General features: G+C 55.7%; 17 protein-coding genes and 1 tRNA gene. 6 read left to right on the top strand and 12 right to left on the bottom strand.

Annotated elements, in window-relative coordinates; genetic code table 11:
* The first annotated feature begins 189 nt into the window (after positions 1 to 189).
* Both VGH19_16805 and rpsT read left to right on the top strand, forming a co-directional pair.
* Positions 190 to 423 carry a ferredoxin gene (locus tag VGH19_16805; protein ID HEY1173030.1) on the top strand — a complete coding sequence of 78 codons (234 nt, stop codon included), beginning with the start codon at positions 190 to 192 and terminating at the stop codon, positions 421 to 423.
* A gap of 249 nt (positions 424 to 672) precedes the next feature.
* Complete coding sequence (rpsT, locus tag VGH19_16800) at positions 673 to 954, top strand: 30S ribosomal protein S20 (GenBank protein HEY1173029.1); 282 nt, start codon at positions 673 to 675, stop codon at positions 952 to 954.
* A 50-nt stretch (positions 955 to 1,004) separates the two neighbouring features.
* Here rpsT and VGH19_16795 read toward each other — a convergent pair whose 3' ends face one another.
* From VGH19_16795 to VGH19_16780, 4 genes are all read right to left on the bottom strand, one after another.
* Positions 1,005 to 1,715 carry a DNA alkylation repair protein gene (locus tag VGH19_16795; protein HEY1173028.1) on the bottom strand — a complete coding sequence of 237 codons (711 nt, stop codon included), beginning with the start codon at positions 1,713 to 1,715 and terminating at the stop codon, positions 1,005 to 1,007.
* A 23-nt stretch (positions 1,716 to 1,738) separates the two neighbouring features.
* Positions 1,739 to 1,816 (bottom strand) — tRNA-Pro (locus VGH19_16790).
* A 78-nt stretch (positions 1,817 to 1,894) separates the two neighbouring features.
* Positions 1,895 to 2,167 (bottom strand): hypothetical protein, encoded by a 273-nt coding sequence (locus tag VGH19_16785; GenBank protein ID HEY1173027.1) that lies wholly within the window; start codon positions 2,165 to 2,167, stop codon positions 1,895 to 1,897.
* 3 nt (positions 2,168 to 2,170) lie between these two features.
* Positions 2,171 to 2,476 (bottom strand): hypothetical protein, encoded by a 306-nt coding sequence (locus VGH19_16780; protein HEY1173026.1) that lies wholly within the window; start codon positions 2,474 to 2,476, stop codon positions 2,171 to 2,173.
* A 130-nt stretch (positions 2,477 to 2,606) separates the two neighbouring features.
* On the opposite strand from VGH19_16780, the gene VGH19_16775 reads away from it, so the two are divergent.
* A complete protein-coding gene (locus tag VGH19_16775) occupies positions 2,607 to 3,830 on the top strand; it encodes a DEAD/DEAH box helicase (GenBank protein ID HEY1173025.1) in 1,224 nt (407 codons plus the stop codon).
* Between the two features lie 76 nt (positions 3,831 to 3,906).
* On the top strand, positions 3,907 to 4,491 hold the full coding sequence (locus tag VGH19_16770; protein HEY1173024.1) for an SET domain-containing protein: 585 nt from the start codon (positions 3,907 to 3,909) through the stop codon (positions 4,489 to 4,491).
* 67 nt (positions 4,492 to 4,558) lie between these two features.
* Here the strand turns inward: VGH19_16770 and VGH19_16765 are convergent, their stop codons facing one another.
* The 7 genes from VGH19_16765 to VGH19_16735 form a co-directional block, all read right to left on the bottom strand.
* Positions 4,559 to 5,221: a hypothetical protein gene (locus VGH19_16765; protein ID HEY1173023.1), complete on the bottom strand. Its 663-nt coding sequence runs from the start codon at positions 5,219 to 5,221 to the stop codon at positions 4,559 to 4,561.
* Positions 5,222 to 5,268: 47 nt separating this feature from the next.
* The gene (locus tag VGH19_16760) at positions 5,269 to 6,519 is read right to left on the bottom strand and encodes a PQQ-binding-like beta-propeller repeat protein (protein HEY1173022.1); all 1,251 of its coding nucleotides are present in this window, start codon (positions 6,517 to 6,519) and stop codon (positions 5,269 to 5,271) included.
* Positions 6,520 to 6,679: 160 nt separating this feature from the next.
* Entirely contained in the window at positions 6,680 to 7,990 is a 1,311-nt protein-coding gene (locus VGH19_16755; protein ID HEY1173021.1) for a LemA family protein, read from the bottom strand.
* Positions 7,991 to 8,026: 36 nt separating this feature from the next.
* Complete coding sequence (locus VGH19_16750; protein HEY1173020.1) at positions 8,027 to 8,680, bottom strand: VTT domain-containing protein; 654 nt, start codon at positions 8,678 to 8,680, stop codon at positions 8,027 to 8,029.
* 107 nt (positions 8,681 to 8,787) lie between these two features.
* Positions 8,788 to 10,497, bottom strand: coding sequence for an FAD-dependent oxidoreductase (locus VGH19_16745; GenBank protein ID HEY1173019.1), 1,710 nt, complete (start codon positions 10,495 to 10,497; stop codon positions 8,788 to 8,790).
* A gap of 69 nt (positions 10,498 to 10,566) precedes the next feature.
* Complete coding sequence (locus VGH19_16740) at positions 10,567 to 11,205, bottom strand: hypothetical protein (GenBank protein ID HEY1173018.1); 639 nt, start codon at positions 11,203 to 11,205, stop codon at positions 10,567 to 10,569.
* Positions 11,206 to 11,337: 132 nt separating this feature from the next.
* Entirely contained in the window at positions 11,338 to 12,342 is a 1,005-nt protein-coding gene (locus VGH19_16735) for an MBL fold metallo-hydrolase (GenBank protein ID HEY1173017.1), read from the bottom strand.
* Between the two features lie 417 nt (positions 12,343 to 12,759).
* Between VGH19_16735 and VGH19_16730 the strand changes: the two genes are divergently transcribed.
* Together VGH19_16730 and VGH19_16725 are read left to right on the top strand one after the other, a co-directional pair.
* A complete protein-coding gene (locus tag VGH19_16730; protein ID HEY1173016.1) occupies positions 12,760 to 13,743 on the top strand; it encodes a sugar phosphate isomerase/epimerase in 984 nt (327 codons plus the stop codon).
* 20 nt (positions 13,744 to 13,763) lie between these two features.
* Positions 13,764 to 14,339 (top strand): hypothetical protein, encoded by a 576-nt coding sequence (locus tag VGH19_16725; protein ID HEY1173015.1) that lies wholly within the window; start codon positions 13,764 to 13,766, stop codon positions 14,337 to 14,339.
* Positions 14,340 to 14,478: 139 nt separating this feature from the next.
* Here VGH19_16725 and acs read toward each other — a convergent pair whose 3' ends face one another.
* The gene (acs, locus tag VGH19_16720; protein HEY1173014.1) at positions 14,479 to 16,482 is read right to left on the bottom strand and encodes an acetate--CoA ligase; all 2,004 of its coding nucleotides are present in this window, start codon (positions 16,480 to 16,482) and stop codon (positions 14,479 to 14,481) included.
* Between the last annotated feature and the right edge of the window lie 25 nt (positions 16,483 to 16,507).

Below are 16,507 nucleotides of genomic sequence, written 5' to 3'. Positions count from 1 at the left end.
ATGGGAAGGATGAGGAAAAAGAAGTTTACCGACCGGTTTGGAAGGGTAGCAAGTGTGTGCTATCTTCGGAAGTGAGTCGTAAGGTCGTCCGGACAGGCTGACAGGACAGAAAAAGTGCCACGAATCGTCTTGCCAAGCGCGCGAGGGGACCGCATATCTAGCAAAGTTTTGATTTAAAAACCGACTTTTATGGCTGACCTAGAAAATAGCTATTCGCAAAACATTGCGGGCAAGTACTACGTGGACAATCAATGCATCGACTGCGATTTGTGCCGCGAAACCGCTCCGCAGAACTTCACCCGCAACGATGACGGCGGTCACTCCTACGTCTACAAGCAGCCCGGCTCTCCGGAAGAGGAAGCCCAGTGCAAGGAAGCCATGGAAGGCTGCCCAGTGGAAGCGATCGGTAATAACGGCCAATAATTAAGGCCGCTTAAGAGAATTTGAAAACCCCGCAGGTGCAAACCTGCGGGGTTTTTGATTTCCTGGTCCTGCAAGCGAAACCACACCTTTCCTAAAAAGGGCGGAAAAAAACTATCGCTTTTAATGCGATCCAATCTGGCCAACCTTTAAAATGGGTAAAAAAACATCCCTGAACAAGCCGTTGACAACTTTATTGGTTCCGTTACAGTGCGCGGCTCTTAGTTTGCAAGAAAACGATTTTTAGAAGCTATGCCGAATACGAAGTCAGCCGAACGCCGCGTGCGCAGCAGCGCCCGTAAAGAGTCCCGTAACACCGCCGTCATCTCCAAGGTCAAGACGTTGGAAAAGAGCTACTTGAAGCTCCTCCAAGGCGGCAAGAAAGACGAGGCTGCATCGGCCCTGAAGGTCGCCATCTCCGCTCTCGACAAGGCCGCCAAGGCTGGCGTCATCAAGAAGGAAACCGTGGACCGTAAGAAGTCCCGCCTCTCCATCCAGTTGAAGAAGGCCGCCGCTCCTGCCGCTGCCAAGTAAACTGGTCCATTAGATTTCTATAAGCGCCCGGATACCATCCGGGCGCTTTTTTATTTCTCCACCTTCCCCTGCAGATACGCACGCCGACGCACCTCCGGCAGCTTCTCGATCGCGTAGCGGAGCATGGTGCGCGGCATTGTGCGGCAATGCTTCCTTAAAAAGCCTTCCAGCACTTCCAAATCACGCTTCCCTGTCTCACGCAGCATCCAGCCCGTGGCCTTGTGAATAAGGTCTTCCTCATCCCTTAGCAGCATTTCACTAATGGCAACCGTGTCCTTAGAATCCTTCTCCCGTATGAAGTAAAACGTGGCGATGATGGCTATACGCCTTTCCCATAAGTCCGCAGACTTGGCCAACTTGTAAAGCACACCCCTGTCCTTATCCGCCAGCCATGCGCCCACGATGTCCCGTGCTGACGCATCGACGAGATCCCAATTATTGATCCACCGCGTGTGTTCCAGATAACTCTGGTAAATGGCTTCGCGACGCACTTCATCTCCTTTGCTGAACTGCCTTACCCAGATAAGCAAGGCCAGCAGGCGTTCCTCATGGATGGGTGATTTCAACAGCCCCAGCACCACCGAAGGCGATACTTCCCATCCTGATCGCACCACTTCACGCACTTGCGGCACCGTCAATCCAATGAATTTATCCCCTGCCCCATACCCGCCGGGAGCAGTCTGGAAAAACACCTGCATCAAAGCTGCCCGGCGTGGATTCGCGTAAGCATGTAATTGGGCGCGGATTGCTTTGAGAGTCATGATGATACCGTGAGGGGAAGAGATGGTCGGAGCGACAGGATTCGAACCTGCGACGTCTTGCTCCCAAAGCAAGTGCTCTAGCCAGGCTGAGCTACGCTCCGACGCGATCGGACGCGTATAATTCACATCCCAAGCCCCGGACGCAACAGGTAAATCACCTTATTCCACAAATATTCTCCTCACTTTTCAATCGTGATGGAGCACCCGATCGCCTTCGTCTTGGGATTTGGGACCGCTTTTCCCGCTGCAACCGCCTCCAAAGCCTCCCTCAGATCATGTGTTTTCGGCTCCGGCAACTTCTTCGTCTGTGTCACGTAGAAATCATTGATACGGCCTTGGTAAAGCACCTCCCCCTTGCCGTTTAGCACCACGGCTTCGGGGGGCATCTTAGCCTGTACACGCTTGGCCAGTTCCTGTTTCGGGTCCAGCAGCACCGGCACCTTGAACTCCATCACCTAGGCATGCTTTTGCGCATCCGGCAGCGAGATGCCCGCATCCGCTTCCACAAAATAAAAGACAAAGCGATCCGCATACTGGGTCGCGATCTTGTTCACCTCTGGCATAAACGCATTTGAGGTAGGACAAAACGGCGAAACGAACACGAGCACCGCTCCTTTCTTTTCACCCACCGTCAAAGGGCTATGCCGCTTGCCATTGGTATCCACGAATTCAGGTGACGCCTCAGCCGCTATCAGATTCGATGCCAATAAAACCACCCAGACAGCCCCAAGGAAAACCCTGCCAAGATCGGTGAATCGCATTCCGAAAGCCTAAAAGCACCAGTCCGCTTGGCAACCGCTAAAACTAAAGACTTCCCTTCATTCCCTTATTTCTGGACAATCCAGATGCTGGAAAGGCCGTTTACTGCCCTCCGGAACCTAAGATTTAGTCATGTCATTTGCACAACTTGGTCTGTCCGCCCCGGTCCTTGAAGGAGTCAAGGCCATGGGTTACACCGACCCGACCGCCATCCAGCTCCGCGCCATCCCCATCATTCTCGAAGGCCGCGACGTCATCGGCAGCGCCCAGACCGGCACCGGCAAAACCGCCGCCTTTGCCCTGCCCATCCTTTCCAAACTGGATACGCACCAAAAGAATCCACGCGTGCTCATTCTTGAGCCGACTCGCGAACTGGCCTCTCAAGTGGAAACCGCAGTGCGCGATTATTGCCGTTTCACCGATCTGACCGTTGCGGTGATCTATGGTGGTGTCGGCTACGGCAAACAGCGTGAGGCTCTTTCCACCGGTGTGGATATCCTCGTAGCCACTCCCGGTCGTCTTTTGGATCACATGCAGGAAGGTGCCTGCCGCCTCGACCACATCACGCACCTCGTGCTGGATGAAGCGGATCGTATGCTGGACATGGGCTTCCTCCCTGACGTTCGTCGCATCGTCGAGCGTTGTCCGAAGAACCGCCAAACCTCTCTTTTCTCCGCCACCGTCCCCCCGCAGATCGAAACGCTCATCCAATGGGCGATGAAGACTCCGGAAACGGTCGAAATCGGCGCTCGCCGCAGCCCAGCCGAAACCGTAAAGCACGCGCTCTACCCGGTGAACTCCTTGCAGAAGACAGACCTGCTCATCGAACTGCTGGAACGTCTGCACTACGATTCTGTCATCATCTTCTGTCGCACCAAGCAGAACGCTGATCAGGTCGGCAGCCTGCTCAAGCGCAAGAACCACGCAGTCACCGTCCTTCACTCCAATCGCACCCAACGCGAGCGTGAAGACGCGCTCAAAGGTTTCCGCGATGGCAAATACGAAGTGCTCGTCGCTACGGACATCGCCGCACGCGGCTTGGATATCGAAGGCGTCAGTCATGTCATCAACTACGATGTCCCCCAGCACCCGGAGGATTACGTCCATCGTATCGGTCGCACAGGTCGTGCCCAAACGACCGGTGATGCCCTCACTCTGATGCTTGCAGAAGATCGCGATCACGTCGCTTCCATCGAGCGTTTCATAGGTCAGACAATCAAACGTGAGAAGATCGAGAATTTCGCTTATAAGTATACCTCTCTTTTCGATGATGGTAAGAGCACGGGTGGCAATGCTCCTCGCTTCCGTCAGTCCCGCATTTCTGGCGGTTACAGCTTCGGACGGAGCCGGAAATGATTAGTAATACTTATATCTTTAAGGAAAATTCACTAAGTAGTTGCTTCGTAACGGGCTTTTTCTTAAATCGCCGTCCGTGGTCCACCCGGACACCCAACTTAAGCTGGTCAGCGAAGAGATAGGACACGGCGTCTTCGCCACTCACTTCATCCCCAAAGGCACCATCGTGTGGGTGCGCGACGATCTGGATCAGGTCTTCACGCCTGAACGGGTCAACGCCATGGACCCTCAGTATCAGGCCATCCTGGAGAAGTACTCTTTCGTCGATGCCAAGGGCGATATCATCCTGTGCTGGGACCACTCACGCTTCTTCAACCACTCCTGCAATGCGAATTGCATGTCTGCCGGTTACGACTTCGAAATCGCCGTGCGTGATATCCAGGCTGGCGAAGAACTCACGGATGATTACGGCACGCTGAACCTGCGCGAGAACTTCGGCTGCCTCTGCCGTCATGTAGAATGCCGGAAAGAGATCCGTCCAGATGACCTGCAACACTTCGCATCTCACTGGGACAAGCAAGTCTCTGAGGCTTTCTGCCAAATCCCCAAAGTAAAACAACCACTCTGGCATTTGCTCAAAGAAAAACACGAAGTTGAGCAGGCTTTACAGAACCCGGCCTTGCTCCGCTCCATCTACTGCCATTACGCTCCTGCAGCGTAGCTCAAGACTTCGTGAAATGAAAAAGGGCAACGCGAACGCTGCCCTTTCCTTTTTTATTTAAGTAAGATCATTCCGTCGGCGGACGTTGCGGACGGTTGCCACCTTCCGGACGTTGACCACCTTCACCCGGAGGACGTTGACCACCTTGACCACCGCGTTCGCGCATCTGGGCCATTGAGGTTTCAATCTCCTTCTTGTCTACAAAGCCGTCAGAATTGGTGTCCATACGGCTGAACATGCCTTGCATGCGCTCGGGCATCTCGTCCTTGGAGAGCTTGCCGTCAGCATTCTTATCGTTCTCCATGAAACGCGCGACGAAGTCACCGCCGCCTTGGCCACCCTGTCCTCCCGGTCCGCCCTGACCACCGAAGCCGCCGCGACCACCCATGCCAGCAGGACGCAACTCTTCCTGCGAAAGTTTGCCGTCATTGTCCTTGTCCAGCTTCTTAAGCGCCGCCGTCGCGTTCTTCAATTCCGCTTCATCGATCGAACCGTCACCATTCGCATCCAATGCCGTGATCACCGGATTCGGCATAGGACGGAAGCCGCCTTGGCCCTGTCCCTGACCACCACCGGGACGTTGACCGCCTTCAGGACGCTGGCCTTGCTGGCCACCTTCAGGGCGTGGACCACCGGGACGTTCAGGACGTTGACCGCCCTGATCTTGAGCGGAAACCGTCCACACTGTCGCGCTGAGCGCGAGTGCCGTTAAAATCGCTGTCTTCTTCATGTTCGTATTTTGGTTGGGGTTGGATTGGATTGATTGAATTGTTTTGGTCATTCACCCGCTGCAGACGCGATGCAGTAGAGGTAACGGTCTGAGCGGAGGAAAATCGTCTGGCCATCGAGGGCCGGTGTCGCATTGAACTGCGTGTCATCCGTCAGCTTGTTCTGTGCGACCACTTTGAACTCAGGCTTGGCCGGGAAAACGAATGTGCCATTGCGCCGGCTCACAGCATAGACCTGACCATTCGCCAGCACCGCAGAGGCGTAGAAAGGTTTGCCGCCGCGACCCGAGGCACTCGCACCGGGCAAACGCTCTTTGTAAACCAACGACCCCGTCTTCGCATCGAGACACACCGCAAACCCGGCATCACTGGCGAAATACAACCGGTCCTCATGCAGCACCGGCGTAGGGATGTAAGAGCTGTTATTGTTCCGCCACAGCACATGGCTTTGCGAGACATCACCCTTCCCGCCAGTCTTCACCGCCACAGCCATCAACTGTGGGAAACCGCCGAAGGCATACACCACACCTTTACCCGGCACAACGCTCGGAGCCACGTTGCCAGACATGCCGGTATCCGCGAACCAGCGCAGCTTGCCCGTATCAGGATTGATCGCCCAAAGCTCATTCGGTAACGCGAGGATCAACTCCGCTTTGCCTTCTGTTTCCATGAGCACCGGCGTACCGAAGACATATTCCAAACCCGCACCTTCCGCCTTCCACAATTGCTTGCCGGTCTTCTTATCGAGCGCGTAGATGGCGTGGCTTTCTTCGGAAGCATTGATAATGACGGAATCCTTGTAGAGCACCGGACTGGAAGCGGACCCCCAATTCTTCTGATTCGCACCCGTGCCCAGATTTGTCTGCCAAACCTGCTTGCCGTCCAAATCAAATGCCAGCGCACCCGCCTTGCCGAAGAACACATAAACGCGCTCGCCATCACTCACTGGCGTATGGCTCGCGTAGCCGTGCTCTTGGAGCATCTGATCATAACGATCCACATTCGCTTCACCGTTGATCACCTTGCTCCAAATCGCTTTGCCCGTCTTACGGTCCAGACAGACGAGATGCCGCTTCAATGCTCCCGCCTGACCATTAGCGCCATTACCAGACCATGAGGTGATGAAAATCTTCTCCCCCACCAGAATCGGACTGGATGTCCCCGGTCCCGGCAATGCCACCTTCCACTGCACATTCTTGCCATCCGCCCATTCCACCGGCGGCTTGGCTCCAGCTACCGTGCCACTTCCATTAGGACCGCGGAATTGCGTCCAATCCGCTTGGGTATTCAGCGTAAACAAAACGCTTCCGGTAGCGATTATTCCACTAATTCTGGCTGCAATTGTGTTCATCAATGCCTGTATAACGCCGGAACCGGAACAAAAGTTCCCCTAAAATTGTTAAGGAAGAGTAAAAGTTCCTACTCTTTCCCTCCTTTGCCGTAAATCCCTAAATTGAACCTCACTCCGCGAACTTCACCTCAACTGCCTGCCGTTCAAAGCTCTCCGCGAGCAGGAGTGCCTCCGGCTTCATCCCCGCCAAGGCTGCCAGGAAACGGTCCGGCACCACCTCCAGTCGCGTGTTATAGAACGACGCTATCTCATTGTAATACCCCCGCGCCAACGCGATCCGTTGCTCTGTATCAATCAAATTCTTCTGCAAGTTCAGGAACGATTCTTCCGCCTTCAGTTCCGGATAATTCTCCTCGATCGCCACCAGCAATGGCGCAATGCCCGAGAAATCTGCTCCCGCTTCACCCGGCGGCGTCGCCGTCATCTGCGCCCGCATCGTAGCCACTTCCGTCTGCAGCTTGGACTCGTAATCCTTCAACCCTTTGACGGTGGATACCAGATTGGGAATCAGATCCTGCCGCCGCTTCAATTGCACATCCACCTGCGACCACGCCTGCTTCACCCGCTGCCGCAATCCCACCACGCTGTTGAATACCATCCATGCCCAGCCTAAGAACCAGCACGCGATGTAAAGCACACCACCAGCAATCAACGGCAATGGACCAGCTCCATTGATGTTCTGCGAAAAGCCAATGCCAAAACCACCCGCCATCGCAATCAACCCACCAATGCCCCATAGCCAAAAGGCTGTTGCCATGCCCCCACTGATGGATTCCTCATTGCGCGTGGAGATCATGAACATGGACGCCTTGTCACTCTGCGCGATCTCCGCTGCCACGATGTCACTGCGCTCCCTAGCTTGTCCCATGACATAAACGGGTTGATGTAATGGAATGCCCTTCTCCACAAACCTGCGGCGATGATCGGAATCCGAAACTGCGAATGCTGGCCCCTTGGCATAATACAACGCATCGCCTCGCCCGCACATCTCTTCAAACATCGTGACCGTTTCCAGCTCCGCTCCCTGCGGATTCACCTGCACCACGCCGCAATCATCCTGCACGTAAAAGGGAATCATCGTGCCGCCATCGGCCACCGTTTTCCATCCACTCTCATGCTTCGTACGCGTTTGCGATTTCCCATTGCTGTCCGTGTAATGCTCCGTAACTGTCCGCGACCAATGCTCATCCACACTCCATTGGTAATGCACGCATCTCTGCTCTGCCAGATAACTCCTCAGCGGTTGCTCTGATTCCGCCGTCCCTTTGAGCTCCACCATGCCGATGAAGACGCCCGTGGTCTTGCACGTCGGAGTATCGTCGAGCAGACGACGCCGTCTGCCTGCACGCAACGCCATTCCCAGAAATACTACGCCGAGAATGGTTCCCACCACTGGAGCGATCACCGCCGGATTTGACACGCCCACAGAATAAAGACCGACGACTCCTCAAATCAATTACTCACTGCGCGATGAATTGGAATAAGCACGACGTTTGATCCAGCCTTGCACCACCAGCCACAATACCGGCGGCACTAGCGCGCTCAACGCCAGTGCCATTCCCGGATGCTCCACGCCTGCATGACCGATTGCCGCATACGTGAACGCCATCGGCACCGATCCACACAACAACGCCACCGCGAACAACTTCACCGGCATCCGCGTCAGCCCCGCCATGCACGCGATGACTTCTGGAAATAATGGCAACCACCGCGACACCGCCACCAGCCAACCGCCCAAGCGCGTGAACAATTCTTCCCCGCGTTTCAAATCCTCTTCCCCCACCACCTTCACCGCCGCCTTCCGCCCCAACATGCGACACAACCCATATGCGATGAATCCCGAAAGAAACGAGCCCACCGCTCCGATCAATCCACCGATCACAGGTCCATAGATCAACCCCAGCGCCGCCATCACCGCCGTCGCTGGAATCGGCAACACCAGATCACTCGCCAGCAATACCAACCCCGCCAGCCACGCGAACTGGCCCTGTTGCCGCAGCCACTCCACCGATCCTTGAAAAGAAAACGAATGCGTCAGCTCCTCGCCCCAAATCAAAAACGGCACGAGAAACAAAACCGCCAACCCAATAAATATGCCCACCAATCGCATCGCTCCCTCAATTCGTAGCAGCCGACGTGAGAAGGCTCAAACTTATCCCCTCTCGCGATAATTCTTCGAAGCTCAGAGTTCGGTTATTGGCCAGCCGGTGCAACCGGTCATTTCCACTGTGTCTCCACCCCCGCCTTCCCGAGTTCCCCCTGAAACTCCGCCAGCAATTCACGTCGCTCCCGCACCGCCTTCGGCTCCACCTTCTTCTTCACACAATACCCCGCTAGCGCACCCACCGCCTCGCCGATGCCCCACTCCACCGGATGCAACCGATAACACCCATTCGTCAGATGCGTCGTCCCGATATTCTTATTCGCCGGCAAAAGATTCTTCACCCGCTGCGGCAGCAATGCCCCCAATGGCACTTGAAACGGCGCCGTCAAAAAATCGATGTAATTATCACCACGCGTCGTCGGATGCAGATCTATCGCATAGGCCCCAATGCCGACTGAATCGTAGAACTGCTCCGCCTTTGCCTCCGCTTCCTTCACACCCGTAGCCAGCGCGCGCATCTCCAATCCCACATGCTGCTCCTTCACCGTGAACACCGCTTTGATCCGCCGCGCCTCGCGCACATACGGATACTTCGCCAGCCCATCCTCCGTGCCCACGATATCTTTCCGCAAACGCAACCCCGGCCAACCCTGCTTGCCATCCGGCCGCTCCACCTCCGTCTGCAACCAATACACCAGCGAGAGACTCAATTGCTTCGCCCGCTCTACGTGCTGCTTGAATTCTTTGTCGGATACCCCCACGAGATTCCCCAGCAGATAATCATTCTGCGGCCAGTTCACCAGGCAGATATCGCCCGGATACGTGCCCGCCCGGAAATTCGCCTTGTTCGCGATGCGTCGATACTTCCACAGATTCGTCACCGTCCCCGGATGCTCCCCTTCCGGATTAAACCCCAGCTTCTTCGGCAACATCGTGCGAGGATGCGTGTAAGTCAGATCCAGCAAACGCCCCGGCCACACCGGCGACATCTTCGGCACGTAATTCCGCCAGAACTCATACTCCCGCGGCTTCTCGATCACCGATTCGTGACCCGCCACATAATCCAGCGCGAAACACATCGTGAACGCCTGCTGATTATTCGGATCATTCTTCGCCACCGCATGCAGCTCCCCCGTCTCCGCTTTCGATTCCGCACCCGTGACAAACTCCGTCCTCGTCAACGGCAACAAATCCCCCAACTCCGTCGCATCCACGAAATACGGCGCGCTTAAAACCACCTTGTTCCCCGAGCGCAAATTCTGCACCTCCACCGCCCTCACCTCATCACCCACCATCTCCGCCGCCACCGCCTTATGCTCCAACAATAACGTAAGCTGCCCGCTGCTCTGCCACGGCGCGAACCACGATTCCAATACCGCCAACGCCACCTTCGGTTCATGACACAAGCGCGACACCGCACCATCCCCCGGATTCAGATCCACCTTCCCCTTCGCCGCGTCCGTCAGCGGATAATGCCGCCGATAATAATCCCGGATCGCATTCCTCAACTCGCGATAACTCTGATTCGCCCCATTCGTCTCGATCCAGCGATTCTCATCCGGCGGCACCGCCTGCTGCGTCAACTGCCCCCCGATCCAATCCGTCTCCTCCGTCAAAATCACCCGCAGCCCACGACGCAAAGCCGCCAAAGCCGCCGCACAACCACCCAACCCCGCCCCCACGATCACCACCTCCGCCCGCAACTCGGATTTCCCCTTCCGATTGATCCGCCGCTCCTCCGCCGCTCGCGCCGAAGACGCCGACAAAACCCCTCCGCCCAAAGTCATCGCCGTCGTAGCAAAAAGAAAATTGCGCCGGTTCATGGTGAGTAAAATGTCCTACTTCTACCCTATGCTAAAGAACTCAAATAGAAAACTCAGACAGAAATACGGTCAATTTTGGTAATATTCCTCGATAATCTCCACCCCGATTTCCCACATTTTCATACAAATAATCCGATGCACTTCCAAATCTTGAAAATAAATAGGTGAATTGCGGATCCTGTCGAACACGCACAATGCTCCCGGAAGTAACGGCGCTTTCAACAAAACATAGCGTGTATTCGCACCAAACCAAAACTCGGGATTTGCCTCATCCCAAAATTCAATAAAATCAGCCACTAGTGCATGCTCATCACTTGTCAATGCTTGGCCAATTCTTGGGGTCAGTTTTATCCGTTCAGGAGGTGGCGGCATATTTCCACCTTCAGGCAAATGCAATGTTTGATACAATTTTGGCATTTCAACCAATTTTTGAAAAAACACCCGAGGAACGCCCTGCCCATCTGGAAACTGGTAATCATGAGGAAGCAATGATTCAAACTCACTTCGCTTTAGGACAGATGCTGACCTCACCGCAATAATATCAGCGTTTCTTTTGGGAATGCATTGGGCAAGTTGCAGAATTTTTTCATCCATCTCCTTCACATTGAATGCTGCACCCCATGCATAGAAAACCAGCCAATGATCGGAGGATGAAGGAGGTTCTTCACACTGTCGAAGCAAACATTCTAGAAGAGACATTTTTAACATTCCTCAGGTGCTTTCTTTGCCATTTTTGGATTCTCAACACAAAGTGAAAACCATCCTACTCTTTTAGGAACCGCCCCTGTTCGGTTACTCAAAAAATCGCAGCATTATCCGAAAGATACAAACCCAACTCTCCTAGAAATCATACACCACCGGCGCGGGCTCCATCAGCCCCGCAAACCCATCCGCCTTCACATTGATATCCAGCATCCCATCCGAGAGATGATACAGCACCATCTTCGCCTTCATCTCGGCAGGCAGCGTTTTGAGCTGCTGATAATTCGCATGCACACCACCCAGGAAATGCTGGCAATCATGGAAGATCACCTCGCACTGCGGCGCGAGCCGTTGCAGCATCCCCAGATCGAACTTCGTATCCCCGGAGATCAGCACCCGCCCATCCACGATCAGGCCCGTCGTGTAGATGCTCTCCTCCACTGTGGCCGCCGTATCCGGGATATGATTCGCCGCAAAGATGCGCACCGTGAGATCATCTTCCTTCACCTCGCCCTTCACCGTGAACTCCCACGTGTCCACCGCTTCCCCCGGCAAATGCTTCGGCGTCACCACATCGAAATAATGCTCCAGCAGGAGTTCACCTTTCGGATCGGGCACGTCCGTCACCTCCGAAAACGCCAAACCACCGCGCAAGGACCAATCCCACAGCATGTCCGCATAATGATCCGGCACATACAGCTTGGGACGGAAACGCCCCTCTGCCCGCGCGTTGGCACAACGCATCAAGTAGGTGTTAAAATCCTCCCCCTGCTCTTTCGGCATCTCGATGAACGGCGCTTCATACCGGCGCTTCAGCGCCAGTTCCTCCAGTGAGCCGATATGATCCGCATGCGAATGTGTCACCAGCAGATGCTTGATGGCATGGGCAGACAGGCCGAACTCGCTCATCTTGAACGTGGCCTTGGAACCGAGATCCACGAACAGTGCCGTCTTGCCCTTGATGAGGATGAAATTGGATTGAAACATCCGCGCCGAAAAAGCTCCCCCTACGCCCAATGCGATGACCCGCAGCTTCCCCGTTTCGGTGGTGAGCGGCAGCGGCTTCTGGTAGCGCCAGACACCCAGCCCCTGTGAAAGCAGCTTAGGCTCGTAAGCCCCCAGATCCAGCGTCGTTGTAGTCATCTTCCCCATCGCCGCACATTCCAATAATGCCACTTGGTATAACCCCACTGGGGCCATCCAGTTGTGAGATGCCGTGTAAATAAGCAGGAGCCGTGCTACGCGGCAATGAAAACCTGAGAGTCTGCTGGAAAAAGGCCCTATCCGCGCACGGCCCCCGAAACGCCCACGGCTCAGGAAAGCCGCCATCCGCTCCATCTCCCTCTCTTCCATCGATAGATGGAGGAGAGGGCCGGGGAGAGGAGGCTCTGATCACTTCACTCTTCGCCTCCCTCGCCTTTCCTTCAACCTAAGCGGGGGCAGGGTCGTGACCCTGTGCCTCGAAATACCCCTTTTCCAAGCAGGCTCAGAGGCCAAGCTTGCGTTTTCATCTCAACAGGCCAAAATTTGCCCAGCTCACAACCCGGTGTCTATTGACCTATGTCTTTTCCCGCCAATTCCGCCAATGAACTCAGCCGCCGCTCTTTCCTAACCCGTTGCGCAGCGGGCGCGTTGGCGGTCTCTACCGGCATCACCACCGACTCCTTCGCTGCTCCCAAAGGCGGGCCCATGATCCCCTTCGGCATGAGCCTCTACGGCATGAAATCACTGGAGGTAGATGTAGCTTTGCGCACCTGCGCGGAGATCGGATACGATTCCGTGGAATGGGTCTGCAATGCGGGCTGGCCTACCGAGCCGAAGAACATTCCGGCGAATGAGAGAAAACGCCTCGCCGCGCTCATTGATTCCTTGGGCCTGCGCCTCCACGGCATGATGGAAAACCTCAGCTTGCTGGCTCAACCCGATACCTTGAAGAGTAATCTCGACCGCCTGAAAGACGCTGCTGAACTCGCTTACGCTCTTGCCCCGAAACGCATGCCGGTCATCGAGACCACGCTCGGCGGCAAGCCTGACCAATGGAAGGAAGTTAAAGATACCATGGCCGAACGCTTGAACGCATGGGCGGAAGTTGGCAAAGCATCCAAAGCCGTCATCGCCATCAAAGCCCACGTCGGCGGTGCCTTGCACACACCTGAAGACGCTGCGTGGCTCGTGAAGCAGGCGAATAGTCCTTGGATCAGGCTTACCTATGATTTCAGCCACTTTGAACTGCGCGGCTACAAACTTAACGAGTCCATGGCGCTGATGATCGGGCAGACGCGCTATGTACACATCAAAGATACCAATGGTGGCACCGCTGAGAAATTCCAGTTCGTCTTGCCGGGTGATGGTAAGACGGATTACGTCGAGTATCTCACTCTATTGAAGAGCCATGGTTATCGTGATCCCGTGACCGTGGAAGTCAGCGGTCAGGTATGGAACAAAAAGGAATACGATCCTATCGTCGCAGCGAAACAATGCTACGCCAAGCTCGCCCCGGCGTTTGAAAAAGCGGGTGTGCGGGATATGAAAAAGGCCAACTGAGCTCAACCACCCCCATCGCCATGCGCACACTCCTGTCTTCGCTCCTGCTTGCAGCCACCGTGCTGAATCTCTCCGCCGCCGACACCAAAGAACTGCCCAAAGACGTGAAGCGCATCCCCGTCACGTTCTCCGGCGGCTATGACACCGACCCGCGCGATAAAGGCCGCCCCGTTATCCTGATCGCCGGAGCTCTCGGCGTTCAACCGCAAGTCTTCCGCGATGCCTTCAGCAACGTCCACCCTGCCGGTCCCGATCGCGGCCCCACCGATGCCGAAGCGCGTAAGAACAAAGAGGTGCTGATGAAAGCCCTCGGCAAACACGGCATCACGAACGAACGCCTTGATGAAGTCTCCAACTACTATCGCTACGTGAAAAGCCGTGGTGAAACATGGAAGCATAAAGATGCCAAAGCCAACGCCCTCGTGAAAGATGGCGCCGTCATCGGCTACGAGATCACCGAAGGCGGCTCCGGCTACAGCTCTGTGCCCACAATAACCGTCCCCGGCATCAAAGACGCGAAAGCCAAAGTCGAAGTCTCCTACAGCAAAACCTTTGAAAAGAATGGGAAGATCAGTGCGATGACAATCGTGAAATAATCCCTTCAGTCATTGGACATTGCTCATTCCTTCGTCATTCGAGCTTCGTCATTCGTCATTAAAATAAAAACGGGCCGATTCCTTCGAATCGGCCCGTTAGAATTTTATCTATTAGCCAGTCCGTGCAACGGACCGGACCTTATTCGTTCTTCAGCAGCTTCGCGATGACGTTGTAATCCTCCATCGTCGTCACGTCGCCCTTGATCTCTTCACCCGCCGCGATCTGTTTCAGCACCCGGCGCATGATCTTGCCAGAGCGCGTCTTCGGCAATGCTTCGGCGAAGCGCACATCATCCGGCTTAGCCACCGGACCGATCTCCTTGCCCACATGCTGGCGCAGTTCGTCCTTCAAGGACGGACTTCCCTTGAAGCCCGTCTTCAACGTCACGAACACCACCAGTGCCTGCCCCTTCAATTCATCCGGGCGACCCACCACTGCGGATTCCGCCACCGCCGGATGGCTCACTAGCGCGCTTTCCACTTCCGCCGTGCCGATACGATGCCCTGCCACATTCAGCACGTCATCGATACGGCCCACGATCCAGAAATACCCGTCCTTGTCCTGGCGGCAACCGTCGCCCGTGAAGTAACTCCCCTTCACCTCGGTCCAATACGTTTCCTTGAAACGCTTCGGGTCACCCCAGATGCCGCGCAACATGCCCGGCCACGGCTTCCGCACCACCAGCTTGCCACCGGAATCTTTCGGCACCGCCTTGCCCTTGTCATCCACCACCTCCGGCAAGATGCCAAAGAACGGCAACGTCGCCGTGCCCGGCTTCAGCGGCGTCGCACCCGGCAACGGCGTGATCATGATGCCACCCGTCTCCGTCTGCCACCACGTATCCACGATCGGGCAGCGTCCGCCACCCACCACCGTGTGATACCACATCCACGCTTCCGGATTGATCGGTTCACCCACGGAACCGAGCAGGCGCAACGAGCTGAGATCATGCTTCTTCACCCAGTCATCGCCCCACTTCATGAACGCACGAATCGCCGTCGGAGCCGTGTAGAGGATCGTCACACCGTACTTCGCGATGATGCGCCAGAAACGATCCGGCTCCGGCCAGTTCGGCGCGCCCTCATACATGAGGCTCGTCGCGCCATTCGCCAGCGGCCCGTAAACCACATAGCTATGACCCGTCACCCAGCCGATATCCGCCGTGCACCAGTAAACATCCTCATCCCGCAGATCGAAGACATACTTGGACGTCATCTTCGCCGTGAGCAAGTAACCGCCCGTCGTGTGGAGAATACCCTTCGGCTTGCCCGTGGAACCGGACGTGTAAAGGATGAATAACGGTGCTTCGCTATCCATCTGCTCCGCCGGACAATTCGCATCCACGTATTCCAACTCGCGATGCCACCAGACGTCGCGACCTTCCTTGATATGGATATCATTATTCGAGCGACGCAGCACGATCACCTTCTCGATCGTCTTCGTGAGCGATTCGCCATCCGGCCCCTTGAGCTCCAGCGCATCATCCACGTTCTTCTTCAACTGCACCACCGAGCCACGGCGATAACCGCCATCCGACGTGATCACCAGCTTCGCTTGGCAATCCTGGATACGATCCGCCACCGACTGCGCGCTGAACCCGCCGAACACGACCGAATGGATCGCGCCGATACGCGTGCATGCCAGCATCGCCACCGCCGCCTCCGGCACCATCGGCAAATAAATCAAAACGCGATCGCCCGCCTTCACGCCATTGCGCTTCAGCACATTCGCGAACATGCACACCTCGCGATGAAGCTGCTTGTAGGTGATCACCCGTTCCTCACCCACCTTGCCCGGACCCGCTGGCTCACCTTCCCAGATGATCGCCGCCTTGTTCGCGTGCGGCGTGTTCAGCCACTTATCCAAGCAGTTATGGCTCACGTTCAGCTTGCCGCCCACGAACCATTTCGCATTCGGCGCCTTCCATTGCAGCACCTGCTTCCAAGGCTTGAACCACACCAACTCCTTCTTCGCCTGCTTGTCCCAGAACTTCTCCGGGGCCTTGATGGACTCGTTGTAAATCTTCTTGTACTCGGCCAGCGACTTGATGTGCGCTTTGCTGGCGAAGGCTTTGGACGGCGGGAAAACCCGTTCTTCGTGAAGAACTGACGTAATGCTCGTAGGCTTTTCAGATTTGCTCATAACAGACAACGGAATGCGCGCCATA

It is taken from the genome of Verrucomicrobiia bacterium (assembly GCA_036405135.1).
In the GTDB taxonomy this organism is placed as follows: Bacteria; Verrucomicrobiota; Verrucomicrobiia; order Limisphaerales; family JAEYXS01; genus JAEYXS01.
This window is presented reverse-complemented; position numbering and strand designations above follow the sequence as displayed.